Annotated in this window: 23 protein-coding genes and 2 pseudogenes; 12 read left to right on the forward strand and 13 right to left on the reverse strand. The window is 60.7% G+C overall.

The features are described 5' to 3' along the window. The first annotated feature begins 25 nt into the window (after nucleotides 1-25). Both KGB24_RS00925 and KGB24_RS00930 read left to right on the forward strand, forming a co-directional pair. The gene (locus KGB24_RS00925; protein ID WP_223414824.1) at nucleotides 26-1207 is read left to right on the forward strand and encodes a fumarylacetoacetate hydrolase family protein; all 1182 of its coding nucleotides are present in this window, start codon (nucleotides 26-28) and stop codon (nucleotides 1205-1207) included. A 47-nt stretch (nucleotides 1208-1254) separates the two neighbouring features. Continuing rightward, complete coding sequence (locus KGB24_RS00930) at nucleotides 1255-3042, forward strand: IlvD/Edd family dehydratase (RefSeq protein WP_223414826.1); 1788 nt, start codon at nucleotides 1255-1257, stop codon at nucleotides 3040-3042. A 66-nt stretch (nucleotides 3043-3108) separates the two neighbouring features. On the opposite strand, the gene ptrR is transcribed toward KGB24_RS00930, so the two are convergent. Beyond that, nucleotides 3109-3990: a putrescine utilization regulator PtrR gene (ptrR, locus tag KGB24_RS00935; RefSeq protein ID WP_223414827.1), complete on the reverse strand. Its 882-nt coding sequence runs from the start codon at nucleotides 3988-3990 to the stop codon at nucleotides 3109-3111. A 100-nt stretch (nucleotides 3991-4090) separates the two neighbouring features. Here ptrR and KGB24_RS00940 point away from each other — a divergent pair, with 100 nt between their 5' ends. Then, on the forward strand, nucleotides 4091-5482 hold the full coding sequence (locus tag KGB24_RS00940; protein WP_223414829.1) for an aldehyde dehydrogenase family protein: 1392 nt from the start codon (nucleotides 4091-4093) through the stop codon (nucleotides 5480-5482). Nucleotides 5483-5659: 177 nt separating this feature from the next. Here KGB24_RS00940 and KGB24_RS00945 read toward each other — a convergent pair whose 3' ends face one another. The 3 genes and pseudogenes from KGB24_RS00945 to KGB24_RS00955 all read right to left on the reverse strand — a co-directional run bounded on the left by KGB24_RS00945 (nucleotide 5660) and on the right by KGB24_RS00955 (nucleotide 6560). Continuing rightward, complete coding sequence (locus KGB24_RS00945; protein ID WP_223414831.1) at nucleotides 5660-5917, reverse strand: Atu4866 domain-containing protein; 258 nt, start codon at nucleotides 5915-5917, stop codon at nucleotides 5660-5662. 15 nt (nucleotides 5918-5932) lie between these two features. Further along, a pseudogene (locus KGB24_RS00950) lies at nucleotides 5933-6013 on the reverse strand (oxidoreductase); the annotation flags it as partial. Nucleotides 6014-6119: 106 nt separating this feature from the next. After that, a complete protein-coding gene (locus tag KGB24_RS00955) occupies nucleotides 6120-6560 on the reverse strand; it encodes a DoxX family protein (protein ID WP_223414832.1) in 441 nt (146 codons plus the stop codon). Nucleotides 6561-6917: 357 nt separating this feature from the next. On the opposite strand from KGB24_RS00955, the gene KGB24_RS00960 reads away from it, so the two are divergent. From KGB24_RS00960 to chrA, 3 genes and pseudogenes are all read left to right on the forward strand, one after another. Further along, nucleotides 6918-7835 (forward strand): LysR family transcriptional regulator, encoded by a 918-nt coding sequence (locus tag KGB24_RS00960; RefSeq protein ID WP_008024727.1) that lies wholly within the window; start codon nucleotides 6918-6920, stop codon nucleotides 7833-7835. Between the two features lie 19 nt (nucleotides 7836-7854). Further along, nucleotides 7855-7989, forward strand: a pseudogene (locus tag KGB24_RS00965) (chromate resistance protein); the annotation flags it as partial. Then, complete coding sequence (gene chrA / locus KGB24_RS00970) at nucleotides 7982-9340, forward strand: chromate efflux transporter (RefSeq protein WP_223414834.1); 1359 nt, start codon at nucleotides 7982-7984, stop codon at nucleotides 9338-9340. The pseudogene KGB24_RS00965 and the gene chrA, both read left to right, overlap by 8 nt. A 112-nt stretch (nucleotides 9341-9452) precedes the next feature. Here chrA and KGB24_RS00975 read toward each other — a convergent pair whose 3' ends face one another. The 3 genes from KGB24_RS00975 to KGB24_RS00985 all read right to left on the reverse strand — a co-directional run bounded on the left by KGB24_RS00975 (nucleotide 9453) and on the right by KGB24_RS00985 (nucleotide 13051). Beyond that, a complete protein-coding gene (locus KGB24_RS00975) occupies nucleotides 9453-10184 on the reverse strand; it encodes a CPBP family intramembrane glutamic endopeptidase (RefSeq protein ID WP_223414837.1) in 732 nt (243 codons plus the stop codon). Nucleotides 10185-10781: 597 nt separating this feature from the next. Next, nucleotides 10782-10979 carry a YbdD/YjiX family protein gene (locus KGB24_RS00980; protein WP_007900300.1) on the reverse strand — a complete coding sequence of 66 codons (198 nt, stop codon included), beginning with the start codon at nucleotides 10977-10979 and terminating at the stop codon, nucleotides 10782-10784. Between the two features lie 14 nt (nucleotides 10980-10993). After that, the gene (locus tag KGB24_RS00985; protein WP_223414839.1) at nucleotides 10994-13051 is read right to left on the reverse strand and encodes a carbon starvation CstA family protein; all 2058 of its coding nucleotides are present in this window, start codon (nucleotides 13049-13051) and stop codon (nucleotides 10994-10996) included. A gap of 501 nt (nucleotides 13052-13552) precedes the next feature. Between KGB24_RS00985 and KGB24_RS00990 the strand changes: the two genes are divergently transcribed. The 3 genes from KGB24_RS00990 (at nucleotide 13553) to KGB24_RS01000 (ending at nucleotide 16039) form a co-directional block, all read left to right on the forward strand. After that, a complete protein-coding gene (locus KGB24_RS00990; protein WP_223414841.1) occupies nucleotides 13553-14914 on the forward strand; it encodes a cache domain-containing protein in 1362 nt (453 codons plus the stop codon). A 26-nt stretch (nucleotides 14915-14940) separates the two neighbouring features. Continuing rightward, nucleotides 14941-15573 (forward strand): response regulator, encoded by a 633-nt coding sequence (locus KGB24_RS00995; protein WP_017339266.1) that lies wholly within the window; start codon nucleotides 14941-14943, stop codon nucleotides 15571-15573. Nucleotides 15574-15730: 157 nt separating this feature from the next. Next, nucleotides 15731-16039: a hypothetical protein gene (locus KGB24_RS01000; protein WP_223413714.1), complete on the forward strand. Its 309-nt coding sequence runs from the start codon at nucleotides 15731-15733 to the stop codon at nucleotides 16037-16039. Here KGB24_RS01000 and KGB24_RS01005 read toward each other — a convergent pair. After that, nucleotides 16023-17297 (reverse strand): glucarate dehydratase family protein, encoded by a 1275-nt coding sequence (locus KGB24_RS01005; protein ID WP_008033863.1) that lies wholly within the window; start codon nucleotides 17295-17297, stop codon nucleotides 16023-16025. The genes KGB24_RS01000 and KGB24_RS01005 overlap by 17 nt on opposite strands. Continuing rightward, nucleotides 17294-18691 carry an MFS transporter gene (locus KGB24_RS01010; protein ID WP_223413715.1) on the reverse strand — a complete coding sequence of 466 codons (1398 nt, stop codon included), beginning with the start codon at nucleotides 18689-18691 and terminating at the stop codon, nucleotides 17294-17296. The genes KGB24_RS01005 and KGB24_RS01010 overlap by 4 nt, the downstream gene beginning before the upstream one ends. A gap of 107 nt (nucleotides 18692-18798) precedes the next feature. Here KGB24_RS01010 and KGB24_RS01015 point away from each other — a divergent pair, with 107 nt between their 5' ends. After that, nucleotides 18799-19701, forward strand: a complete 903-nt coding sequence (locus KGB24_RS01015) for a LysR substrate-binding domain-containing protein (RefSeq protein ID WP_223413716.1) — start codon at nucleotides 18799-18801, stop codon at nucleotides 19699-19701. A gap of 134 nt (nucleotides 19702-19835) precedes the next feature. Beyond that, nucleotides 19836-20696, forward strand: coding sequence for a CAP domain-containing protein (locus tag KGB24_RS01020; protein ID WP_008033859.1), 861 nt, complete (start codon nucleotides 19836-19838; stop codon nucleotides 20694-20696). Between the two features lie 30 nt (nucleotides 20697-20726). Here the strand turns inward: KGB24_RS01020 and KGB24_RS01025 are convergent, their stop codons facing one another. Together KGB24_RS01025 and KGB24_RS01030 are read right to left on the reverse strand one after the other, a co-directional pair. Beyond that, nucleotides 20727-21359, reverse strand: coding sequence for a glutaminyl-peptide cyclotransferase (locus tag KGB24_RS01025; RefSeq protein WP_008036364.1), 633 nt, complete (start codon nucleotides 21357-21359; stop codon nucleotides 20727-20729). A 35-nt stretch (nucleotides 21360-21394) separates the two neighbouring features. Further along, complete coding sequence (locus tag KGB24_RS01030) at nucleotides 21395-22615, reverse strand: helix-turn-helix domain-containing protein (RefSeq protein WP_223413717.1); 1221 nt, start codon at nucleotides 22613-22615, stop codon at nucleotides 21395-21397. A 226-nt stretch (nucleotides 22616-22841) separates the two neighbouring features. Between KGB24_RS01030 and KGB24_RS01035 the strand changes: the two genes are divergently transcribed. Beyond that, the gene (locus KGB24_RS01035; protein ID WP_223413718.1) at nucleotides 22842-23120 is read left to right on the forward strand and encodes a Rho-binding antiterminator; all 279 of its coding nucleotides are present in this window, start codon (nucleotides 22842-22844) and stop codon (nucleotides 23118-23120) included. 101 nt (nucleotides 23121-23221) lie between these two features. Here the strand turns inward: KGB24_RS01035 and KGB24_RS01040 are convergent, their stop codons facing one another. Continuing rightward, on the reverse strand, nucleotides 23222-23422 hold the full coding sequence (locus KGB24_RS01040) for a YbdD/YjiX family protein (protein ID WP_008033844.1): 201 nt from the start codon (nucleotides 23420-23422) through the stop codon (nucleotides 23222-23224). A gap of 125 nt (nucleotides 23423-23547) precedes the next feature. Further along, nucleotides 23548-24792 (reverse strand): dihydrolipoyllysine-residue acetyltransferase, encoded by a 1245-nt coding sequence (locus KGB24_RS01045; protein ID WP_223413719.1) that lies wholly within the window; start codon nucleotides 24790-24792, stop codon nucleotides 23548-23550. Nucleotides 24793-24830: the final 38 nt, after the last annotated feature.

Raw genomic sequence — 24830 nt, forward strand, 5'->3', positions numbered from 1 at the left:
TCTTTACGAACCAGGAAGATGCCCCATGTCGCTATTGCTTACTCCCGAAAACACCCTGCCCGTCGATGGCGTCGCCGGTACCTTGATCGGTCGCGCCTGGGTACCGGGCCAGATCGCCGGACCTTCGCCGATCGTCCTGCGCGCCGACGGCGTGTTCGATCTGTCGGAGCGCTTCGCGACCCTGAGTGACTTGCTGGAATCGGACGCTCCTCTGTCGGCAGTGCGCGAGACGCCGGGCACCTTCATTGCCAGCATCGAGGACCTGCTCGCCAACACCGGACCTGACGCCGACCCGTCCCGACCTTACCTGCTGGCCCCTCTGGACTTGCAGGTGATCAAGGCCGCCGGCGTGACCTTCGCCGCCAGCATGATCGAGCGTGTGATCGAGGAGCAGGCCGGTGGCGACGCCGCCAAAGCCGAAGCCGTGCGGGCCACCGTGCACGGCGTGATCGGTGACAACCTGCGTTTGATCGTTCCTGGCTCAGAGCAGGCCATGCGTCTGAAAGCCTTGTTGATCGAACAAGGCATGTGGTCGCAATACCTGGAAGTGGGCATCGGCCCGGACGCGGAAATCTTCACCAAGGCACCGGTTCTGGCCTCTGTTGGCAGCGGCAGCCGGATTGGCATTCATCCGGGTTCGCAGTGGAACAACCCGGAACCGGAAGTGGTGCTGGCGGTGAACAGTCGCGGGCAGATTCACGGTGCGACCCTGGGCAACGACGTCAACCTGCGGGACTTTGAAGGCCGCAGCGCGCTGCTGCTGAGCAAGGCCAAGGACAACAATGCATCCTGCTCGATCGGGCCGTTCATTCGCCTGTTCGACGAGCACTTCAGCCTGGACGATGTCCGCGCCTGCGTGGTCGACCTTGAGGTGCAAGGTGAGGACGGTTACCGGATGCACGGATCGAGTTCCATGAGCCAGATCAGCCGTGACCCGCAGGACCTCGCCGGCCAGACCCTCAACGCCAATCACCAATACCCCGATGGTTTCCTGCTGTTTCTCGGTACCCTGTTCGCGCCCACCGAAGATCGCGATCATGTCGGCAGTGGTTTCACCCACAAACTGGGGGACCGGGTCAGCATCAGCAGCCCGTTGCTCGGCGGCCTGCACAATCAGGTGACCCACAGCTGCGAGGCGACGCCATGGACCTTTGGCGTGAGCGCCTTGCTGCGTAACCTGGCGTCCCGAGGACTGCTGCCACGCTGAGCCAGAACAGATTGTCGATTCATCCAATTACAAGAGAGACATGAATCATGAGTGACACCCCTAAACGCCGCCTGCGCAGCGAGCAATGGTTCAACGACCCTGCCCACGCGGACATGACTGCCCTGTATGTCGAACGCTACATGAACTACGGCATGACCCGAGAAGAGCTGCAATCGGGTCGCCCGATCATTGGCATCGCCCAAACCGGCAGCGACCTGACACCTTGCAACCGTCATCACCTGGAACTCGCGCAGCGGGTCAAGGCCGGCATTCGTGATGCCGGTGGCATCCCCATGGAATTCCCCGTCCACCCGATCGCCGAACAGTCACGCCGGCCTACTGCCGCACTGGATCGGAACCTGGCCTATCTGGGACTGGTGGAGATTCTCCACGGTTATCCGCTGGATGGTGTTGTACTCACCACCGGTTGCGACAAGACCACCCCGGCCTGCCTGATGGCCGCCGCCACCACTGACCTGCCGTCCATTGTGCTGTCCGGCGGGCCGATGCTCGACGGTCATCACAAGGGCGAACTGATCGGCTCCGGCACCGTGCTCTGGCATGCGCGCAACCTGATGGCGGCCGGTGAAATCGATTACGAAGGCTTCATGGAAATGACCACCGCGGCATCGCCTTCGGTGGGTCACTGCAACACCATGGGCACCGCACTGTCGATGAACGCACTGGCCGAAGCGCTGGGCATGTCGTTGCCGGGTTGCGCAAGTATTCCGGCGCCCTACCGCGAGCGCGGTCAAATGGCCTACGCCACCGGCAAGCGCATTTGCGAACTGGTGATGCAGGATGTACGCCCGTCACACATCATGACCCGCGAAGCCTTCGAAAACGCCATCGCCGTCGCGTCGGCGCTCGGCGCGTCAAGCAACTGCCCTCCGCACCTGATCGCCATCGCCCGGCACATGGGCGTCGAGTTGAGCCTGGATGACTGGCAACGGATTGGTGAAGACGTGCCGCTGCTGGTCAATTGCATGCCGGCCGGCAAATACCTGGGCGAAGGTTTCCATCGCGCGGGCGGCGTGCCATCGGTCATGCATGAACTGCAAAAAGCCGGGCGCCTGCACGAAGACTGCGCCACGGTCAGCGGCAAGACGATCGGCGAAATCGTCAGCAGCAGTCTGACCAGCAACGCTGACGTGATCTATCCCTTCGAGACCCCTCTCAAACATCGCGCGGGCTTCATCGTTCTCAGCGGTAACTTCTTCGATAGCGCAATCATGAAAATGTCGGTGGTCGGTGAGGCGTTCCGCAAGACCTATCTATCCGAGCCAGGCGCAGAAAACAGCTTTGAAGCACGGGCAATTGTGTTCGAAGGACCGGAGGACTATCACGCCCGAATCGACGACCCGGCGCTGGAAATCGACGAACGTTGCATCCTGGTGATTCGTGGTGCCGGCACCGTGGGCTACCCCGGTAGCGCCGAAGTGGTGAACATGGCGCCACCGGCAGCACTGATCAAGCAAGGCATCGACTCTCTGCCGTGCCTGGGCGACGGTCGCCAGAGCGGCACCTCGGCCAGCCCTTCGATCCTCAACATGTCCCCGGAAGCCGCTGTCGGCGGAGGTTTGGCGCTGCTGAAAACCGACGACCGCCTGCGTGTGGACCTCAACGCAAGATCGGTAAACCTGCTGGTCGACGAAGCCGAAATGGCCCGCCGTCGCGCCGAGTGGACGCCTAACATCCCTGCGTCCCAAACGCCGTGGCAAGAGCTGTACCGGCAATTGGTTGGACAGTTATCGACGGGCGGCTGCCTGGAGCCGGCCACCCTTCATATGCGGGTCATCGCTCGAAGTGGCGGCGAGCCGCGTCATTCGCACTGACGTTTTTTGCGCAGCCCTGCTATTTCGGCCGGGCAGAATCTGCTGATCGATGGCGGCGCGATTCGCTCAAGTCAGCGGGTCCGCCGCTGCGCATCGCTCCTCGAGCAAACGCACGAACATGGTCAGGCTTTGCGACACCGTGCCCCGGCGCCACACCAGCCAGGTTCGCAAATAGCGAAAGGACTCAGACAACGGCCACACACTCACGGTGGTGCAGCCCGGCATGCTTTCGAGCATGCTGCGCGGCATCAGCGCCAGGCCAGCACCGGAGCTGACACAGGCCAGCATGCCGTGATAGGACTCCATTTCGAAAATCTTGCCGGGCACTGCGGCGTCCTTGGCGAACCAACTTTCAAAGTGGTGGCGATAAGAGCAATTGGAACGAAAGGCGTAGATGTTTTCACCGTTCACATCTTGCGCGCGGTGGATCGGGGCATGGTTGAGCGGCGCGATCAGCACCATCTCTTCCTCGAAGGCCGGCACGCCCTCCAGTGCCGGGTGCAACACCGGACCGTCGACAAACGCAGCGGCCAATCGACCCGAGAGCACGCCGTCAATCATGGTTCCGGAAGGTCCCGTGGACAAGGCCAGCTCGACTTTGGCGTGCTTCTGGTTATAGGCGGCCAACAGCTCAGGAATGCGCACCGCCGCCGTGCTCTCCAGCGACCCCAGGGGAAACGATCCTTGCGGCTCTTCCCCGGCAACCGTCGCGCGGGCCTCCTGGACCAGATCGAGGATGCGTCGGGCATAGTCGAGAAAACTCCAACCGGCCGGCGACAGCCGCAGGCGGCTTTTCTCGCGGATAAACAGATCCACGCCCAGATCCTGCTCCAGTTGCTTGATCCGCGTCGTCAGGTTCGACGGCACCCGATGGATATGCTGAGCGGCCACGCTGATGCTGCCGTGCTCGGCGACAGCTTTGAAAATTTCGAGCTGAACCAGATCCAAGTTATTCTCCAAACGTGAACGGTACGATCAGTATTATTCAGTTTCCAGAAAACAAATGCCACCGTAGTCTGAACCCATCCCCACCCCGCAGGACGGTGCCATGACCCATGTTTCCAGCCTCACCCATGCCATTTCGATCAACCCCGCCAACGGCGAGCAGATCGGCCACTACCCTTTTGAATCCGATGCGGCGCTGCAATCCGCACTGTCACGCGCTGCGGCCGGGTTTCGTGTCTGGCGCGGCACACCGGTGGCGCAACGCGCGCAACGGCTGATCGCCCTGGCCAACGTCTTGCGCAACAACGCAGAAGCGATGGCAACCATGATCACACTGGAGATAGGGAAGCCGATCAGTCAGGCCCGTGGCGAAATCGAAAAGTGTGCGCAGCTCTGCGAATGGTACGCCGAGCACGGCCCGGCCATGCTCAACGCTGAACCGACACTGGTTGAGGGCGGGAAAGCGCGCATTGAATACCGCCCGCTCGGCCCGATTCTCGCGGTGATGCCGTGGAACTTCCCGATCTGGCAGGTTCTGCGCGGCGCCGTTCCGGTACTGCTCGCCGGCAACACCTACGTGCTCAAACACGCACCAAACGTGATGGGCAGCGCTTACCTGTTGCTGGATGCCTTCAAGCAAGCCGAATTCCCTGAAGGGGTTTTCGAAGTCATCAACGTCACGCCGGACGGCGTTTCCACGGCGATCAAAGACTCACGCATTGCAGCGGTGACCCTCACCGGCAGCGTGCGGGCCGGCATGGCCATCGGCGCGCAGGCTGGTGCAGCGTTGAAAAAATGTGTATTGGAGCTCGGTGGTTCCGACCCTTTTATCGTGCTCAACGATGCCGACCTCGACGATGCCGTAAAAGCCGCCGTCATTGGCCGTTATCAAAACACCGGGCAAGTCTGCGCAGCGGCCAAACGCCTGATTGTCGAGCAAGGTATCGTCGAGGAGTTCACACGCAAGTTCGTCGAAGCCACGCGCAAACTGGTGGTCGGTGACCCACTTGCCGCCACCACGTACGTCGGCCCGATGGCCCGCTTTGATCTGCGTGATGAACTGGATCAACAAGTGCGCGATACCCTGGAAGAAGGCGCGACATTGTTGCTGGGTGGCAAGAAAGCAGAAGGCCCCGGCAACTTCTACGAGCCAACGGTTTTCGCTGATGTCACCGACCAGATGACCTCGTTCAAGCAGGAACTGTTTGGCCCGGTCGCGTCGATCATCACCGCACGCGATGCCGCCCACGCGCTGGAACTGGCAAATGACAGTGAATTCGGCCTCGCTGCGACTATCTACACCGGCAACGTAGAACGTGCCCAACAGATGGCCGGCGAACTGGAAACCGGTGGCGTGTTCATCAACGGTTACTGCGCCTCCGATCCACGCGTCACCTTCGGCGGCGTGAAGAAGAGCGGTTTTGGTCGCGAGCTTTCGCACTTCGGCGTGCGGGAATTCTGCAACGCGCAGACGGTGTGGCTGGATCGTCACTAAGTGCAGGGATGAAGTCTTGAAAGCTGGCTCCAGGTGAATTTTCTGGAGCCTTCAAGGCATCAAGAATCTGCCGCTTTTAAGCGGCAGCTGATGACGGGCAGCAACGAGCCCAGCGGACGGGTGCACGTGCCGGCGCAAGGCCGCCGTGGCAGGCCTTGGCATCGCGCTGCCAGGCCTCTACACCTCGCGATAAAGAATCATGCCCGCGTGGTACAGAATCCCGTCGCGGAAGTCACCATCAGCCGTGAACCCGGTGTCATCGACGTACTCGATGTGGTCACCTTCCAGCCAATACCGCCCCTGGTAGGCACTCGCCTTCCGGCCCCGGGCTTCATCGTACCGGCCACCCGGCAAGAGCTCATGGCGGATGAGTCCGTCTGCCGTGACCCACATACCGATGTACTTGTCCTGATCAGCGGATTTTTTTACCGTCATGTTCAAGTCCTCGGTTCAGTACGCGCTGGAAGTCGGGCGGACAATCAGCTCACTGACATCCACATCGGCAGGCTGTTCGATGGCGTAAGCGATAGCGTCTCGCTGCCAGTCCAGATTAGGGATAACGGTGGGCAGCCAGTTAGTCAGATCCTTCTGACAACTTGCCTGATCCTGTCGGGATAACGGGCTGCGACTTACCGGTTCAACGACGGCGAGCGTCGAGGCTGAAGCGACCGGCACCGAAGGCCACGACCTGCAACAGGCCACCGGCCATCGCGATGTTCTTGAAGAAGTGGATGAACTGGTTTTGATCGCCCAGTGCGTTATGGAAAGCCAGTGCGGTAAATACGCTGAACACCGCCAGTACAGCGGCAACGGTGCGAGTGCGGTAACCGGCGATCAGTGCCAGGCCACCACCGACTTCGACAATGATCGCCAACGCCAGCGCCAGTTCCGGAAGCGGAAGACCCACGGAGCTGATGTAGCCGGCCATCATCGCGGGAGCGGCCAGTTTCGAAAAACCGGAGAGGATGAAGATTGCGCTGAGCAGTACGCGGCCGATCAACGAAGCCGAGGCTTGGGTTACGTCGCGGCGGCTCTGTTCAGAGCCGGTGGAATGAGCGATGTTTGCAGAAGTAGTCATGAGGTATTTCCTTCAAAGTTTGTGCGACTCGCCATGAATCGCTGCTGTGAAGAAATCTTGCGCCTCGCCATCTCATCTGAATAGCCGACTAATTTAGATCATTAGATTCGAATAAATAGGCAAGTAAATCCCCCCCATCAACAGGAAGTTCAATCGTGCAAATCGTTGAGCGAACCTCTGCAACAGGCCTGGAATCGCACATTCGGGGTCAGCGCCCGGGTTCGAGTCAACTGCGCCAGTGCCCCTTTCGACGCGGTGCAGGTCGGGTTGAAAGCGCAAGCCGGGCAGGCAATCCAGGCTGATGAAACGGTTAGCAATACCGGGATAATATTGGCCATTACGTTCGAGGAAACACGCATGATTTCTGATCCCGGAACACCGACACTGGACCAACTGCGCGTGTTCCTGACGGTCGTTGAAGTTGGCAGTTTTGCAGCGGCTGCCAGAAAGCTGCATCGAGCCACTTCGGTCATCAGCTACTCGATTGCCAACCTGGAAATGCAGCTCGGCGTGTCGCTGTTCGACCGTCAGACGACACGCAAGCCGCAGCTCACCGACGCCGGCCGCACCGTTCTGGCCGAAGCCCGGACCATCGCCAACGGCATTCATGGTTTACGCGCCAAAGTGAAAGGGCTGCTTCAGGGGCTTGAAGCCGAAGTCCACGTGGTGCTCGATGTGATGCTTCCCCCGGAGCGCGTGGTCGACGCACTCAAATCCTTTCGCGAAGAATTCCCTACGGTTGCCCTGCACTTGCATATGGAAGCGCTCGGTGCCGTCACCGAACTGGTGATCAACCGTGGTGCAATCGTCGGCGTCAGTGGGCCGATGAACGAAGGCATCGACGGTATCGAAAGAATTGGCGTCGGCAGCGTGGAGTTGATTCCGGTGGCAGCCCCGAATCATCCACTGGCTTCAAGCGACTCGAATGTGCCCGGTGCCGGGCGAGAGTTCACGCAACTGGTGCTGTCCGATCGCTCGCTTCTGACCAAAGGCAAGGATTTCGCCGTGCTCAGTAACCGCACCTGGCGCCTGGCGGACCTGGGTGCCAAGCACATGCTGCTGCGTGAAGGCATCGGTTGGGGGAACATGCCGTTGCCGATGGTCCAGGAAGATCTGGAGAGCGGCCGGCTCGTGCAATTGAACATACCGGAATACAAAAGCGGCCAATATACCTTCGACGTCATCTACCGTACGGATCTGCCACCGGGCCCTGCGGCAAGGTGGTTGATCGACCGGTTCGTACAACAAGGCTCGGTGCTGGATAGCGCCGCTTGAGGGCGATTTGGCCCTGCCTGCATCAGCTCTCGAACGGGTGCTGGCAGGACTGCGTGAAACCATTTCCCATGACGACTACTTGCTCGCTGCGGCAAGCGCCATCTTCGACGGCCTGCTCGACGAATTTGTGAAAGAGGAACAACCCGATGAGTAAGGTTTCCACATTGGACGTTGACGAGAATCTGTCGAGGCCTCAGCCGGTCAGTTTGCGTGAGGCGTTCTGGTTCTGGCTAAAGCTCGGCTTCATCAGTTTCGGCGGGCCGGCAGGACAGATCTCGATCATGCACCAGGAGTTGGTAGAGCGGCGGCGCTGGATTTCGGAACGGAGATTTTTGCATGCCCTCAACTACTGCATGTTGCTGCCCGGGCCTGAGGCTCAGCAGTTGGCGACCTACATTGGCTGGCTGATGCATCGGACATGGGGAGGAGTCATTGCAGGTGCACTGTTTGTGTTGCCCTCGCTGTTCATCCTGATTGCGTTGTCGTGGATGTACATCGCGTTCGGCGAAATACCCGTGGTGGCCGGGCTCTTCTATGGGATAAAGCCCGCCGTGACGGCCATCGTGGTGCAAGCGGCACACAGGATCGGCTCTCGGGCACTGAAGAACAATTGGCTGTGGGCGATAGCGGCGGCGTCATTTACCGCGATCTTCGCATTCAACGTTCCATTCCCGCTGATCGTGCTGAGCGCCGCTTTGATCGGCTATGTCGGAGGGCGTCTGGCGCCCGAGAAGTTCAGGACCGGGGGCCATGGTTCCGCCAAAAAATCCTTCGGGCCAGCCTTGATCGATGACGACACCCCCACCCCTGAGCATGCCCGTTTTAACTGGCTGAAACTGGCGTCGCTCGCACTTATCGGCGCCACGCTCTGGGCATTGCCGATGGGCATCTTGACCCTCCTCTTCGGCTGGGAAGGCACCTTGACTCAAATGAGCTGGTTCTTTACCAAAGCCGCGTTGCTGACCTTTGGCGGTGCGTATGCCGTGCTTCCGTATGTCTACCAGGGCGCGGTCGGACACTATGGCTGGCTGACCCCGACACAGATGATCGACGGGCTGGCCCTGGGGGAAACCACGCCGGGGCCGCTGATCATGGTCGTGGCCTTCGTCGGCTTTGTCGGCGCCTATGTCTCGCAAGTGTTCGGAGCCGATCAGGTGTTTATGGCCGGGGCCGTGGCGGCCTCGCTGGTGACCTGGTTCACCTTCCTGCCCTCGTTCCTGTTCATCCTCGCGGGTGGCCCGCTGGTGGAGTCGACCCACAACGAACTCAAGTTCACGGCACCGCTTACCGCCATAACAGCCGCCGTGGTTGGAGTGATCCTCAATCTGGCGTGTTTCTTCGGCTATCACGTGCTTTGGCCAACAGGCTTCAGCGGCAACCTGGACTGGCCCTCCGCGCTGATCGCGATCGCCGCGGCGGTTGCCTTGTTCCGCTTCAAGCGGGGCGTCATTCAGGTGCTGATGGCCTGCGCGCTCGTTGGTTTGACCGTGCATCTGTTGCGTTAGCCTGGTGCAAGGAATGCGAGGGTGAATCGCATAAATAGCCTTCACCCACGCCCTGAACAGACTAAACCCGAAATTGCTGCATCAGCCCCTGCTGATGAATTGTGCTGATCAATCACGTGGGAGCGGCGATGAGTAATATCGCCGTCCCGTGTGCAGCGGTGGCGGCGATCACACCGTAGCGCATGCGGACGAAAGCACAGACCAGCCCCTCCAGCAACGTGAACAGTAGAATCGGCCAGCCAATCCGGGTGACGCTCAGTGCCAGAAACGAATGGCAGGCCGAGAATGCGACAGCGCTGATCAAGGCGGCTCGTATCGCAGAGGTGTGGTGTTCGAGGTGACCTTGCAGGAACCCGCGAAACAGCACTTCTTCCAACGCATTCCCGCCGTAGGCCAGCACGACCATGCCCATCAACCAGGGCCAGTAACCGGCTATTTCGCTTACACCGATGCCTTGATAGAGCCGCAGCGGAACGCCGATCGCACACCCGCCAGCAACACCCAGCGCTAGCCCTGCAGCCAGATTGCTCTTCCTCCAGACGACGAGTTGCCAAAGCTGCGGGGCGATCCTTGCCAGCACGGCCACGATCGCCAGCGACAGCGCACCCAGCACGGCCAGGACAAACGGATTCGCAACAAAGCCGATCTGCGCATCGCCACTCAGGGACCATAAGCGCAGCGGTGTCATCACATCGCGCATCAGGACGAAGGTCAGCAGCAGGATCACAATACGCAAACCGGGTTGCGTCTTCGGCGTCAGCCAGAACCAGAGAGTACAGAGGCTAAAACCGGGCAGCAGATAAGTGCCGTAATCGATCAGTAGCGAAAGTCCCTCTTCAATCATGTGTCTGTCCGTTGGCTTCGAAGCGAGTGCCGGGTTATAGCATCCACTTCAGGAGAATGTGAGTGGCAATCCAGGGAGACGCCGCGGCCACGCCCAATCCGAACACCAGGAAAGCGGACAGATAAACCGCAAAAAACCTAATCAGCGCTCGCCTCGACATCACCCGCCTCCAGAAACATTGAAATGCTCAAACCGGCTTAATGGCTTGGACGTGCGGCCATTTGCACAGTTCAATGTTCCGCGAGGCCGTGCAAACAGCAGAAGCGCCGATCAAGCAGCGATTGGAGACGGTGTCGGGGGTGGGTATTCAACTGAAGGGGGACGTGGCGGGTTTTGCGATTGATCGGCGGATCAGCGGGGCTTGCGCGAGTGATGTGCTGAGATCGCTGTGTGACAACTATCGGGACAAGCTTGTGTGCCGCAATGAACCAGGGCGAACCCTCATCGAACGTAAACCCTGAAAATTACTGCGCAAAACAATGTGGGAGCTAGCCTGCTGGCGATGGCGGACTGTCAATCAACAGTGATGTTGAATGTTCAGCCGCCATCGCCAGCAGGCTAGCTCCCACAGGGATTGCTGTTAAACCGACAACCGGGTCAACAGCACTTGGGCCCGGCCTTGCTTCCGTAACGCGCTTCCTGGCGTTCCCGGAAGAACACCTCGTAACTCATCACCGGTTTGTCCGGATGTTTGGTCTGCATATGCTCGACGTAAGTATCGTAGTCAGGCATGCCGACCATCAGGCGCGCGGCCTGACCGAGGTATTTACCGAGGCGACTCAGGTCATTGAACATGCTGCATTCCTCGATCACGCATTCGGCAGGGCCTGGAATGGCGCTTCTTTATCCGTGCGCTCCTTGGTTCCCCACGCGGCAATGCCGACCTTGAGGGCAAAGAACAGGATGCTGAACACCACGAACAGGAACAGCGCGGTCAACGTCGCATTGGTGTAGGCGTTGTAGATCACGTGCTGCATCTGCTCGATGCTCTTGGCCGGCGCGAGTACCTGGCCGTTGGCCAAGGCATCGCTGTACTTCTTGGCCAGCGCGAGGAAGCCGATGGCCGGGTTGGCGTCGAACAGCTTGATGAAACCGGCAGTGGTGGTGCAGATCAGCAGCCAGACCGCTGGCAGCATGGTCACCCAGACATAGCGCTGGCGTTTCATTTTGATCAGCACAACCGTCGCCAACATCAGCGCGATACCGGCCAGCATCTGGTTGGAGATACCGAACAGCGGCCACAAGGTGTTGATGCCACCCAGCGGATCGATCACGCCTTGGTAGAGCAAATAACCCCACATCGCCACACAACCGGCGGTGGCGATCAGGTTGGCGGTCCACGATTCGGTGCGTTTCAGTGCCGGCACGAACGAGCCGAGCAAATCCTGAAGCATGAAGCGACCGGCACGGGTACCGGCATCGACTGCGGTCAGGATGAACAGCGCTTCAAACAGGATCGCAAAGTGGTACCAGAACGCCATGGTGTTTTCACCCGGCAGGACGTGGTGCAGGATCTGCGCGATACCGACCGCCAGGGTTGGTGCACCGCCGGCACGGGCCAGGATGGTGGTTTCACCGATGTCCTTGGCCACTGCTTGCAGCGCTTCCGGGGTAATTGCAAAGCCCCAGCTGCTGACAGTCTGCGCAACCGAAACAGCATCCGCGCCGACAATCGCCGCTGGGCTGTTCATGGCGAAATACACGCCCGGATCGATCACCGATGCCGCAACCATGGCCATGATGGCGACGAAGGATTCCATCAGCATGCCGCCGTAACCGATGTAGCGGGCATGACCTTCACTGGCGAGCAGCTTCGGCGTGGTGCCGGAAGCGATCAGCGAGTGGAAACCCGATACCGCGCCACAAGCGATGGTGATGAACAGGAACGGGAACATACCGCCCTTCCACACCGGACCGGTGCCATCGATGAACTGGGTCAGTGCCGGCATTCTCAGCTCGGGCATGGTGATCAGAATGCCGATCGCCAATGCCACAATGGTGCCGATTTTCAGGAACGTGGAGAGGTAGTCACGGGGTGCCAGAATCAGCCACACCGGCAGTACCGCGGCAACGAAACCGTAGCCGATCAGCATCCAGGTGATTTGAATGCCGGTGAAGGTGAAGGCCTTGGCCCAGACCGGGTCAGCGGCAATCTGCCCGCCCAGCCAGATCGAGCCCAGCAGCAGGAACACGCCGATGATCGAGATTTCACCGATGCGGCCCGGACGGATGTAGCGCATGTAGATGCCCATGAACATCGCGATCGGGATGGTCGCCATCACCGTGAACATGCCCCACGGGCTTTCAGCCAGGGCTTTGACCACGATCAGCGCCAGCACCGCGAGGATGATGATCATGATCAGGAAGCAGCCGAACAGCGCGATGGTGCCGGGGATGCGGCCCATTTCTTCGCGGACCATGTCGCCCAGGGAACGACCGTTGCGGCGGGTGGACATGAACAGGACCATGAAGTCCTGAACCGCACCGGCCAGCACCACGCCGGCGATCAGCCAAAGCGTGCCGGGCAGATAGCCCATCTGCGCCGCCAACACCGGACCGACCAGCGGACCTGCGCCGGCAATGGCTGCGAAGTGGTGACCGAAGAGTACGTGTTTGTTGGTCGGAACGTAGTCCAGACCATCGTTATTGAGTACGGCGGGAGTGGCTCGATTGGGGTCCAGTTGCATCACCTTGTTGGCGATGAACAGGCTGTAGTAGCGGTATGCGACGAGGTAGATGGCGACGGCTGCGACTACGATCCAGAGGGCGTTGATCGCTTCGCCGCGGCGCAGGGCCACGACACTTAGCGCAAACGCTCCCAGAACAGCCACGGCAAACCAGGCGAGGTGTTTAGCCAGACGGGGCATAGCGTGTCTCCTGCCGACAGCTTGTGACTGCGGCGGTAATTTTTATAATTGTGTCCGCTGTGCGGAGCTGGCCCAATATCCGCGCATGCCGTCTACAAATAAATCCGCGTTACTACGTACGCGCTCTCTACGTAGTTCTACGTAGAAACCGCCAATCTGTCTGCTGAAATGCAAAACCCTGTGGGAGTGAGCCTGCTCGCGATAGCGGACTGAGATTCACCATCGATGTTGACTGTGCCACCGCCATCGCGAGCAGGCTCGCTCCCACAGGGGGGTTATGTTTCAACTGGCTGACATCCCCGCCGCAGGTCATTCCGTCCAGCAACGCTACTGGACGCGCGCATCTTTGGCATATGATGCCTGCCTTCGCCTAACGCCGCCCCTGTAGGAGCGAGCTTGCTCGCGATGGTCTCAAGAACAACGCGTGTATCCGGCAAACACGCATTTTCGTTCACGACCATCGCGAGCAAGCTCGCTCCTACAAAGTTCTCAGGAGCCCAGATGCAGCTCAAACACAAAATCGTCGCGCTCGGGATTTTGCCGCTGGTGTTGGCGATCGCTGTCATCTGCGGGCTGGTGATTTCCCTGAACCGCCAGGTGGGTGACCAACAGGCGCAACTGATCGAAGACAGCATCCTGGCGAGCAAGCGCGCCGAACTGAAAAACTACGTGGAAATGGCGCAAAGCCTGATCGCGCCGCTGTACGACGACGGCCACGGTGACGAACACGCCCAGCAACGCGTGCTGGAAGAACTGCGCAAACTCAGCTTTGGCATCAATGGCTACTTCTTCGTGTACGACCGCGAAGGTCGCAGCCTGATGCACGCGCGGCAGTCGGAACTGGTCGGCCAATACCTGTGGGACATGAAGGACCCACACGGCCTGCCGGTGATTCAGGCATTGCTCAAAAGTGCGCAATCGGGCGAAGGCTTTCAACGCTACGCCTGGAACAAGCCGTCTTCCGGTCAGGTGACCGACAAGCTCGCCTACGTGGTGATGCTGGATCGCTGGGGCTGGATGCTCGGCACCGGCATATACCTTGAGGACGTCGAACGCGCGACCCAACAGGCGCGTGACGAGGTGGCCCAGGGCATCCGCAAAACCATGCTGGCGATTGCCGCCGTGGCCCTCGTGGCGGTGCTGTTCGTGTTTGCCAGCGGCATGACGCTTAACGTGAGCGAGCACCGTCTGGCCGACAAAAAACTGCAACGCCTGACCCAGCGAATCGTCAGTTTGCAGGAGGAAGAACGCTCGCGGGTTTCCCGTGAACTGCACGACGGCATCAGTCAGGTGCTCGTCTCCATCAAGTTCCAGTTCGAACTCGCCAGCCATGTGCTGGAGAATGGACAAGACAAGGGTTTGAGTATTTTAAGAGAGGCCACGGAACGTCTCGGCGAGGCGATTGGCGAGGTGCGCAGCCTCTCCCACGACCTGCGCTCATCCTTGCTCGACACCCTGGGACTGTCGGCGGCCATCGGTCAACTTGCCGAGGAATTCGAGCAACGCAGCGGCCTCACCGTGACCTACAACGACAACGAATTCGACTGCCATCTGGTCGATGGCGCGGCGGTTTCGTTGTTTCGCATTGTGCAGGAAGGCCTGACCAACATTGAACGCCATGCACAGGCAAAAAACGTTTCCATCAACCTGCACGGTTCTGAAGAATCCATCCGGCTGACGGTGATCGATGACGGTATCGGCTTCAACGTCGCCCAGGTCGAACGTGGCCATGCCGGCATCGGCCTGCGTAATATCCGTGAACGTGTCGAGCACTTTGGCGGCCGGTTCGAGCTGATCTCGGTGCCGGGAAGAAGTGAGCTGGACGTGCTGCTGCCCATGAAAATGCCCGGCGCAAAACGCTGATCAGACAACAAGAGTGAATGCCCGTGATTAACCTGCCCTCCCCGATCCGCGTCGCCCTGGTCGACGATCACTCCCTGGTTCGCGACGGGATCAAGGCGCTGCTGTCCGTCATGGCCCCGCTGGAAGTGGTGGGTGAAGCCGAGAATGGCGCGGACGCCATCGAGATGGTCGGACGCTGCCAGCCTGACCTGCTGCTGGTCGACATCAGCCTCAAGGACATGAACGGGCTGGAGCTGACCCGATTGCTGCGCAGCCAGTACCCGTCGCTCAAAGTGCTGGTGCTGAGCATGTACGACAATTATGAATACGTGAGCGAGTCCGTGCGTTCGGGGGCCAGCGGCTATGTGCTGAAGAACGCGCCGTCACGGGAAATCATCGCCGCCATCGAAGCCATTGCCAGCGGCGGCACGTTCTACAGCGCGGAAATTGCCCAGCGGCTCATTGCTGACAAAAGTACCGACAACGAGCTGACGCCGCGTGAAAGCCAGGTGTTGTACAAAATGGCCCAGGGGATGAACAACAAGGAAATGGCCCGTGACCTCGACATCAGCGTGCGCACGGTTGAAACCCATCGCCTGAGCATCCGCCGCAAACTCAACATCGACAAACCGGCGGCGCTGGTCAAGTACGCTATCGACCACGGGATCATTTCCCCATAAGCCAGCTGAACACTACCCCCTGTAAGAGCCGGCTTGCTGGCGATAGCGGTGGGTCAGCAAAAAACAGGTTGGCTGACCCACCGCTATCGCCAGCAAGCCGGCTCCTACAGGTTGGATGTCGTTGCCGATTTTTTACCTGAGCCCACCGGAGACACCCGTGCCACCGTTGACCACCCGCGAGATTTACCAGCTATTGCGCGACGCCGCCCTGGAGGTTCGTCCCCTGCGGCTGATCGGCGAACCTTCCGCATCCGGTCTGGTGCAGGTCGACATCGAGGGTTGGCAGCTGACCCTCGACGTCGACGACAACCACTTGCGCCGCTGCCAACGCTGCCAGAGCCCGGACGGCCGCGAGGGCCTGTTCGATAATTGGCAACGTTACGGCACCGACCCGGTCAGTCTGCTCAGCACCTGGGAACTGGCGCAGATAGAACGCCTGCTGACCGAGCTCAAAAACGCGGTTTGACCGCCTTCCAGTCCGGTTTGTAACGCTGCATCTGCTTCACGTCATCGCGCTGGCGGATGCCACAGGTCAGGTATTGGTCATGCAATTTGCCCAGTTGATCGTGATCCAGTTCCAGACCCAACCCCGGCGCGCGCGTGATTTTCACGCAGCCATCGACGATCGGCAGCTTGCCGCCCTTGATCACCTCTTCATCCGGCTCCTGCCACGGGTAATGCGTGTCGCAGGCGTAATCCAGATTGGGCACCGCGGCCGCAACATGCGCCATCGCCATCAGGCTGATGCCCAGGTGCGAGTTGGAATGCATCGATACGCCAAGACCAAAGGTGTCGCACATTTTCGCCAGCGCCTGCGTGTCGCGCAGCCCGCCCCAGTAATGGTGATCGGCGAGAACAATCTGCACGCTGTTCAACGCCACACTACGCCGGAACTCGTCGAAATCGGTGACCACCATGTTGGTCGCCAGCGGCAGCCCGGTACGCTTGTGCAACTCAGCCATGCCGTCGAGGCCCGGCGTCGGGTCTTCGTAATATTGCAGGTCATCGCCCAGCAATTCAGCCATGCGAATCGACGTTTCCAATGACCAGTTGCCATTCGGGTCAATCCGCAGCGGGTAACCGGGGAAGGCCTTTTTCAGCGCCTTGATGCACGACACTTCGTGCTCCGGCGGCAGCGTGCCGGCCTTGAGTTTGATGCTCTTGAAACCGTAGGCCTCGATCATCCGCCGTGCCTGGGCAACGATCTGCTCTTCGTTCAGCGCCTCGCCCCAATTGTCCGGTTTGTACGGTGAATCGACATGCTGCGCGTACTTGAAAAACAGGTAGGCGCTGAACGGAATCTCGTCGCGAATCGCCCCGCCCAGCAAGTCCACCAACGGCACATTCAACGAATGCGCCTGCAAATCCAGGAACGCCACTTCGAACGCCGAATACGCATTGCTCACCGCTTTGCTGGCATGGGAGCCCGGTGCCAGTTCCGCGCCGGCAATGCTCGCCGGTTTGTGCGCCGCCACGGTGGCCTGGACGATGCGCCGCAGTTGATTGAGGTCGAACGGATCGAGACCGATCAATTGCGATTGCAGTTGCTGCTGGATCAACAGCGCTGGCGCATCGCCGTAACTTTCACCCAGACCGATGTAGCCATTGTCGCTCTCGATCTCGATGATCGAACGCAGTGCGAACGGTTCATGAATCCCGCTGGCGTTGAGCAGCGGCGGATCACGGAAAGCGATGGGGGTGACGGTGACTCGTTTGATTTTCAAGAGGCTGCTCCCTTTGGACCTGAGCTCAAGGCTTGATGACTGGCTGTTTTTTCTGGCACTGCGACGTTGGCAGGTTGGCCGCTCAACACGCGAATGGGATCACCACGCGGGGCGGTGCGGGCAAAAAAGATCACCACCGCCGCCACCAGCGAGGTGGCCGCCAGCCCGTAGAGACCGCCCTCGATGGAGCCGGTTTTTTGTTCGAGGAAACCGAACGCTGTCGGGGCGACGAAGCCGCCGAGGTTGCCGATGGAATTGATCAACGCGATCACCGCTGCGGCGATGCGCGCATCCAGATAGCCCTGTGGAATAGGCCAGAACAGTGCCGAGGCAGCCTTGAAACCAATCGCGGCAAAACAGATGGCGACGAAGGCGAAAACCGGCCCGCCGGTGGTGGACATGAACATGCCGAACGCAGCGATCACCAGGGTCAAGGCGACCCATGCCTGCTGGTATTTCCATTTGCTGGCCATGGCGGCGAAGCCATACATCGCGACGATGGAAATGATCCACGGAATCGAGTTGAACAGGCCGACCTGGAAGTCGCCGAGGTTGCCCATTTTCTTGATCATGCTCGGCAGCCAGAACGTCGCGCCGTAGATGGTCAGGGCAATGGAAAAGTAGATGAAACAGAACAGTGCGATCTGCTTGTCGGCGAGCAATTTGAACATCGACGGCTTGACCGTCTGCGTGGCTTCGCGGGCCTGCTGTTCGAGGGCGATGGCGCCCACCAGTGCGTCCTTTTCTTCCTCGCTCAGCCAATTCGCCTGGCGTGGATGGGACTGCAACCAGAACCAGACAAACCCGCAGAGCACGATCGAGGCGAAGCCTTCGATCAGGAACATCCACTGCCAGCCGTGCAGGCTGAAACCGCTGACGTGCAACAGCGCACCGGACACCGGCCCGGAAATCACCGAGGCAATGGCCGAGCCGCTGAGGAAGATCGCCATGGCCTTGCCGCGTTCGGTCGACGGCAACCATTGGGTGAAGTAATAAATGATGCCGGGGAAGAACCCGGCTTCGGCCGCGCCGAGGATGAAGCGCAGCACATAGAAACTGGTTTCGCCGCGCACGAACGCCATGGCCATGGCCGCTGCGCCCCAGGTGAACATGATGCGCGTCAGCCAGGCGCGGGCGCCGTAGCGTTGCAGCAGCAGGTTGGAGGGGACTTCGAAGATTGCGTAACCGATGAAGAACAGCCCGGCACCGAGGCCATAGGCTGCGGCGCCAATGCCGAGATCGGTTTCCATGTGACTGCGCACGAAGCCGATGTTGACCCGGTCGATGTAATTGACGATGAACATCACCACGAACAGCGGCAGCACTTGGCGCTTCACCTTGGCCGCTGCGCGGGCGAGCACAGTTGGATCGGGCGGACTCTGGAGGGTATTCAAGGGGGCGACTCCCGTTCATTGTTTTTTTAGGGACGCGCCGATCATGGACGCCGACATTGATCCCGTCTAATCTAACTTGGCATTCGATTGATACCTGGATTAGATCAATGTTCGAACTGACCCAACTGCGCTGCTTCACCACGGTGGCCACCGAACTGAACTTCCGGCGCGCCGCCGAACGGTTGAACATGACCCAGCCGCCGCTCAGCCGACAGATTCAGCTGCTGGAACATCACCTGGGCGTCGAGCTGTTCACCCGCACCACCCGCAGCGTCGCCCTGACGGCTGCCGGCCGCGCCTTTTTCATCGAAGCGCAGAACCTGCTCGAACGCGCCCAGCAAGCCGCCGCCACCGCCCGGCGTTTTGCCGAGGGCGATATCGGCACGGTCAACATCAGTTTTGTCGGCAGCGCGGTGTATGAATTCCTGCCCAAGGTCATCGCCGAAGCCCGCCTCAAGCAACCGCACGTGAAAATCGACCTGTCGGAGATGAATACCTACCAGCAGCACGAAGCCCTGCGCGCCCGCCGAATCGACCTGGGCATCGTCCGCGCGCCATTGCTGGAACCGGGGTATGCCACCGAATGCCTGGTGCGCGAGCCGTTTGTCCTGGCCGTGCCCAGCCATCATCGATTGGCCAGCGCCGAAACCGTGTCGGTCAAAGACCTCGATGCGCAACCGTTTCTAATGTACTCCCACGCCGCCTACCCACCGTTCAACGAACTGCTGACCGGCATGCTGCGCTCGGCCCGCGTCGCCCCGGAATACGTGCAGTGGCTGGGTTCGTCGCTGACCATTCTGGCGCTGGTCAACGCCGGCATGGGCCTGGCGCTGGTGCCACGGTGTGCCAGCAGCGTGGTGTTCAAGAACGTGGTGTTTCGCGATATCGACCTGGGGGAAGGTGTGCAGAGCGAGTTGCATCTGATCTGGCGTGAGAACAATGACAACCCGGCGTTTGCGATGTTGCTGGAAGGGATTCGCACGGCTGTGCGCGAGGGATGGGGCATTTGAAGGTACGTCCGTCGGACACACGAAGTCGGCGGTAAATATGCGCTCCTGCCCCGTGAACCTTGTTTCAACTCTCCAGTCTTACAGCGGCGCCAATTCCTCCCCTAACCGCCGCCAACTCTTCAGAGCTGTCCCCCATGCGCCAAACCGCCCACGCCTTGCGCTTGACTTCGCTGTGCCTGTTTACCTTGCTTTCCATTACCACCCTCCCCGCCCACGCTGGCGCGGAACGGCAACTGGTGGAAGCCATCAACGATTACCGCGCCCACCCACAGCGCTGCGAGCGGCGTCCCGCCCAACGCTTGGCACCGCTGGCGCTGAAATCGAATCTGGCCTTGCCGGTCGGCTACGGCGGCGGCTTGCGGGACCGGTTGAAAGCGTCCGGTTATCAGGCAGTGACCGTGCGTAGCCTGCGCGTGGTCGGCGCGCAGGATGCCGAAGAGGCCTTCGACCTGCTGCAGAGCGATTACTGCTCGGCATTGCTGGATAGCCAATACGCCGATATCGGCGTCAGCCGCAGCCGCAGCGAATGGCAAGTGGTGCTGGCGCGGCCGGTGCTGGACAGTCAAATGAACGACGCGCGAGCCGTCAGCAAGGCGTTGCTCGCCCAGGTCAACGCCGCGCGGGCAAAACCGCGTCTCTGTGGGCGCCAGCGCTTTGCCGCCGCCCGGCCACTGGCCTGGAATGCCAGCCTCGGGGCAGCGGCGCAGGGCCACAGCAAGGCAATGGCCTATGGAAATTACTTCGCACACCGCGATCCCGACGGCGACATGCCTGCCGACCGGGCGCGGGCTGCCGGATTCCGTGGCCGCCAGATCGGCGAAAACATCGCCGCGGGCCAAGGCTCACCGAGCAAGGCAATGGCAGGCTGGCTCGCCAGCCCCGGACATTGCGCCAACCTGATGAGCCCGCTGTTCACCCAAGTGGGCGCCGCCTACGCGACGGACGCGCGCAGTGACCAAGGGGTTTACTGGACGATGTTGTTTGGAGCGCCTTGAGGCCGGTCACACCACGGCCAGCGTGATGCGTCACGCTGGCCGCCGCACCGCCCTCACCTTCCCGCTGCCACCGCCGCCGCAGAAGAACTGATCGCCGCCATCGGACTCAAGTCCCGACACGCCGACACCAGCGGGCATCCTGATGCTGTGCAGCACTTCCCCGGTTTTGGCATCCACGCGGCGCAGCTCGCTTTCATCCCCTTCCCACGTTCCATGCCACAGCTGCCCGTCAACCCAGGTCACGCCGGTAACGAAGCGGTTGGACTCGATCGTGCGCAAAATCGCGCCGGTCTCGGGGTCGATCTGGTGGATCTTCCGGTCGCGATAGCGGCCAACCCACAGCGTCCCCTCAGCCCAGGTCAGCCCGGAGTCGTTGCCGCCACCCGGTGCCGGGATGGTGTTGAGCACTTTGCCGGTCTGTGGGTCGATTTTCTGGATGCGGTCGGCGGCGATCTGGAACAGGTGCTGGCCGTCGAAGGCCGTGCCTGCATCGGCGCTGACGTCGATTGAACGCAGGGTCTTGCCGCTGGCCGGGTCGAGGGCGATGAGTTTTTCGCCACTGGCAAACCAGACGCGCTCACCGTCCCAGGTCACGCCATGCACGCTGTCGACACCGGCGAACGGGCCATATTCGCGGAGGATTTCTGCGGTTGAGTGTTTCATCTCGGCTACCTCTTCAGGGGTTCGTGGCGTTCATCCTAGTCACTCGGCAGTGGCGCCGGGAGTAACAAGGTCGTCGCGAAACCCGGTACCGGCGGGGTCATCCAGCGCCGCGCCCGGCCACGTCCGAATGGCTGCACTTTGCCGGCCGCCGCCAGCGCGTCGAGTGTGCGTTGCACCGTGCGCTGGCTGGTGTCGAGCGCCAACGCCAGCGCCGAACTCGACCAGGATTCGCCGTCGGCGAGCAAGGCAAACAGCGCCGCGTGTCGTTCTTCGACCGGTTGCGCCAACACCACTACGTCAGATGAAACCAGCGCCACCAGTGCAAACCCGCGTTGAGTGGCGATGACGCCCGCCAAGGGTTTCAGCGCCGAACGCAAGCGCCCGACTTCGACACGCAAGCGCGCTCGATGGGACTCGTCCGACAGCTTCAGGCGGAACGCCCGGCGGATCAGGGTTTCCCTCGATACGTCCGCCGGCCACGCTTCGGCCAACGCACGAGCGAGGGTGAACAACACCGGGCGCCTGGCGAGGGAAACCGACATGCCGACGCCACGCACGGCATAACGGCAGGCGTCCACCACCAACGCGGTCGAGCCGAGCACTGCTTCAACTTCATCCAGCCACAACGGTCGCTCTTCGCCATGGGCGATCAGGCGCGCTGCCGGGGAATTCAGGACGTTAACGGCGTTTTCGACTTCGCCGATAAGCGCCGGGACACCCGCCTCGCGTGCGACATGTTCGGCCCTCGCCAGGGCAAGCCGGGCTGTTTGCGATTGCAGGCGGCGGATGGCAATCCCCGCCACCACCAATTCATGGGCGGCGCGCAGCACCGGCGGCAACGGTGCGGGATCCAGCGCGGCCAACAGAACGTCCGCCTCGTCGAGCCGACCGATCAGCACCCATCGCCGAATCTGCAGATACCGCGCGTGAGCGGCGTTCACTCGATCCCCGTGGGCCTCAAGCGTCAGGCGTGCCGTTTCGAGCGCCTTCACTGGCCAGCCCAGGTCACGCGAAGCCAGCGCAATTTCGGCCTCGGCCACCACGCAGCGCGCCCGTGCCAACGGTTCTTTCGGCCCGAATGCGCGCGCGGCGCTTTTCACCAGCGCTTTCGCCCGAACCAGATCGCCGAGCTGCGCCATGGCGATGCCGCGCAACGCGAGCGCGGGCGCATCGTCACGCAACGCCACCCGGTCCAGCGCGCCAAGCGGATCACCTGCCGCAAGCGCCCGCGCTGCGGCTGTGATCAATGAGTCCATAAGAGTAGCGCCACGATTGTCGCCCCTGCCGTTCGATAACCCTGGTTAGTCTAGTCACGCGACAGCTGAGCACGGAGCGCGATTGTTTGCGTTTGTAAGGGCCTCATCGCCGGCAAGCCGGTCTCACTCCCACAGGGATTGCGGGGCTTGCACAAAATATGCGGGAGATTCTATGTTGCAGGCCAACCCTGCATCATCAAACGTCAAGATTGCCAGGAGTCATGCCATGAACACGTATCAGCCTTTGGATTGCGATCTGCACGACTATCTCGAGATTGCCTGCCTGCGCGGTTATCGACTGCATATCGAGTTGATGGATGGCACAAGCCTGACGGCCAAAGCGTTGACGACACGGACGTCCAGCGACAAAGAAGAATTTCTCTGCGTTGAAACGGCAGGCGGCCCACAGGAGATCCGTCTGGATCACCTGCTGGCCGTGACGCCGCTGGACGACAATGCGCAGTTTGGACGCGTAGTGCTTCAGGGCGCGAACTGCTCGTTCTAGCACTCGGTGTGCCGGCCCCTCAATTCGGCTCTGTGTAACGCAAAAAGCCCCGCCCTCTCAATGAGGACGAGGCTTTTCGGCAGCCGCCGTTCAATCGGCGTTCAGCAGCACCGCGTCGTGCAGCTGCGTTTGCCGTAGCGTGCTTCCTGACGTTCGCGAAAGAATGCTGAATAACTCATGACCGGCTGGTCCGGATGATTCAGCTTCATCTGCGCGACGTAGTTGTCGTAATCCGGAACGCCCACCATCAGGCGCGTGCTCTGGCTGAGGAACCTGGCGGCAAGCTGCAGTTTGCGGAACATGGCAAAAGCCTCTTTGTGGTGTTGGACGACCTCATCAAACCGCACTCATGTATCTGCATTGTGTCCGCGATTGGGGAATTTGTATGTTCAAGTGGCTGAACGAACCCGACAAACCGTCCCCCCGTTCACAGAACCAGCCTGCGGTAATCCGCCAGCACACTGCTCAGATAGGCGTTGAAACGCCCCGCCGCCGCGCCATCGATCACGCGATGATCCCAACTCAGGCTCAACGGCAGCATGTTGCGCGTCACAACCTCCCCGCCCTCCAGCGCGAGTCGCTCCATGCTTTTGCCCACCCCGAGAATCGCGACTTCCGGCGCATTGATGATCGGCGTGAAATACGTCCCGCCAATGCCGCCCAACGACGAGATTGAAAAGCAGCCGCCACTCATCTCGGCAGCGCTCAACTTGCCCGCCCGCGCCTTTTCAGCCAGCGCCGACATTTCCCGGGCAATCGCCAGCACCCCTTTCTGATCGACGTCCTTGATGACGGGGACGACCAACCCTTCGGGTGTATCGGCGGCAAAACCGATGTGGCAATAACCCTTCAACACCAATTCGTCGCCGTTGAGACTGGCATTGAACTCCGGGAATTTTTTCAACGCGCCCGCACAGGCTTTCATCAACAACGCCAGCAACGTCAACTTGACCCCGCTGCCGGCCTTTTCCTTGTTCACCTGCACGCGGAACTGTTCGAGTTGCGTGATATCCGCGTCGTCGTGATTGGTCACGTGGGGAATCATCAGCCAATTGCGATGCAGGTTGGCCCCACTGATTTTGCGGATGCGCGACAGTGGCCGGGTTTCCACCGGCCCGTACTTGGCAAAATCCACCACCGGCCAGGGCAGCAATCCGCCCAACGGCTGGGCACGGGTTTCAGTTACTGTCAGTGCGCCTTTCACATGGGCCAACACGTCGTCCTTGGTGATGCGTCGACGCAGGCCAGTGCCCTGAATGGCCTTGAGCGAAACACCCAGTTCTCGAGAAAACTTGCGAACCGACGGCGATGCCAGCGGCAAGTCCGTTGGCGGATCAACCGCTTCGATGAGCAACCCTGGCGAGGCAATCGGCTGAGGCACTATGAGCGTTGCAACGGGCTCGATGCGGGGTGCCGGCGCCGCCGATAGTCCTTCACTCTCGATAAAGGCAATCGGCGATCCCTCGCTGACTTTGTCATCCAGACTGACCACCAACGATTGCAACACGCCCGTGTGCGGCGATGGAATTTCCATGGACGCCTTGTCGGTCTCGACAATGATCAGGGTCTGCCCTTCGACCACCGCATCGCCCGCCTTGACCGGTATTTCGATGACACCGACATCCTTGGCATCGCCGATGTCGGGCATTCGCACTTCATGCACATTCTTCATGACCATTTCCTGAAAATTCGACTCGACCTGAAGCCCGG

It is taken from the genome of Pseudomonas sp. BF-RE-25 (assembly GCF_019956105.1).
Classification (GTDB): Bacteria; Pseudomonadota; Gammaproteobacteria; order Pseudomonadales; family Pseudomonadaceae; genus Aquipseudomonas; species Aquipseudomonas migulae.

What these genes read in the sequence shown, in the direction of transcription:
- KGB24_RS01030 (WP_223413717.1), bottom strand. Translation starts at nt 22,615, where the DNA reads ATGGACTCATTGATCACAGCCGCAGCGCGGGCGCTTGCGGCAGGTGAT.
- KGB24_RS01045 (WP_223413719.1), bottom strand. Translation starts at nt 24,792, where the DNA reads ATGAAGAATGTGCATGAAGTGCGAATGCCCGACATCGGCGATGCCAAG.
- KGB24_RS01020 (WP_008033859.1), top strand. Translation starts at nt 19,836, where the DNA reads ATGCGCCAAACCGCCCACGCCTTGCGCTTGACTTCGCTGTGCCTGTTT.
- KGB24_RS00940 (WP_223414829.1), top strand. Translation starts at nt 4,091, where the DNA reads ATGACCCATGTTTCCAGCCTCACCCATGCCATTTCGATCAACCCCGCC.
- KGB24_RS00985 (WP_223414839.1), bottom strand. Translation starts at nt 13,051, where the DNA reads ATGCCCCGTCTGGCTAAACACCTCGCCTGGTTTGCCGTGGCTGTTCTG.
- KGB24_RS00945 (WP_223414831.1), bottom strand. Translation starts at nt 5,917, where the DNA reads ATGACGGTAAAAAAATCCGCTGATCAGGACAAGTACATCGGTATGTGG.
- KGB24_RS00990 (WP_223414841.1), top strand. Translation starts at nt 13,553, where the DNA reads ATGCAGCTCAAACACAAAATCGTCGCGCTCGGGATTTTGCCGCTGGTG.
- KGB24_RS01035 (WP_223413718.1), top strand. Translation starts at nt 22,842, where the DNA reads ATGAACACGTATCAGCCTTTGGATTGCGATCTGCACGACTATCTCGAG.
- KGB24_RS00925 (WP_223414824.1), top strand. Translation starts at nt 26, where the DNA reads ATGTCGCTATTGCTTACTCCCGAAAACACCCTGCCCGTCGATGGCGTC.
- KGB24_RS00975 (WP_223414837.1), bottom strand. Translation starts at nt 10,184, where the DNA reads ATGATTGAAGAGGGACTTTCGCTACTGATCGATTACGGCACTTATCTG.
- chrA (WP_223414834.1), top strand. Translation starts at nt 7,982, where the DNA reads ATGAGTAAGGTTTCCACATTGGACGTTGACGAGAATCTGTCGAGGCCT.
- KGB24_RS01040 (WP_008033844.1), bottom strand. Translation starts at nt 23,422, where the DNA reads ATGTTCCGCAAACTGCAGCTTGCCGCCAGGTTCCTCAGCCAGAGCACG.
- KGB24_RS00930 (WP_223414826.1), top strand. Translation starts at nt 1,255, where the DNA reads ATGAGTGACACCCCTAAACGCCGCCTGCGCAGCGAGCAATGGTTCAAC.
- KGB24_RS00980 (WP_007900300.1), bottom strand. Translation starts at nt 10,979, where the DNA reads ATGTTCAATGACCTGAGTCGCCTCGGTAAATACCTCGGTCAGGCCGCG.
- KGB24_RS01015 (WP_223413716.1), top strand. Translation starts at nt 18,799, where the DNA reads ATGTTCGAACTGACCCAACTGCGCTGCTTCACCACGGTGGCCACCGAA.
- KGB24_RS01025 (WP_008036364.1), bottom strand. Translation starts at nt 21,359, where the DNA reads ATGAAACACTCAACCGCAGAAATCCTCCGCGAATATGGCCCGTTCGCC.
- KGB24_RS00955 (WP_223414832.1), bottom strand. Translation starts at nt 6,560, where the DNA reads ATGACTACTTCTGCAAACATCGCTCATTCCACCGGCTCTGAACAGAGC.
- KGB24_RS00960 (WP_008024727.1), top strand. Translation starts at nt 6,918, where the DNA reads ATGATTTCTGATCCCGGAACACCGACACTGGACCAACTGCGCGTGTTC.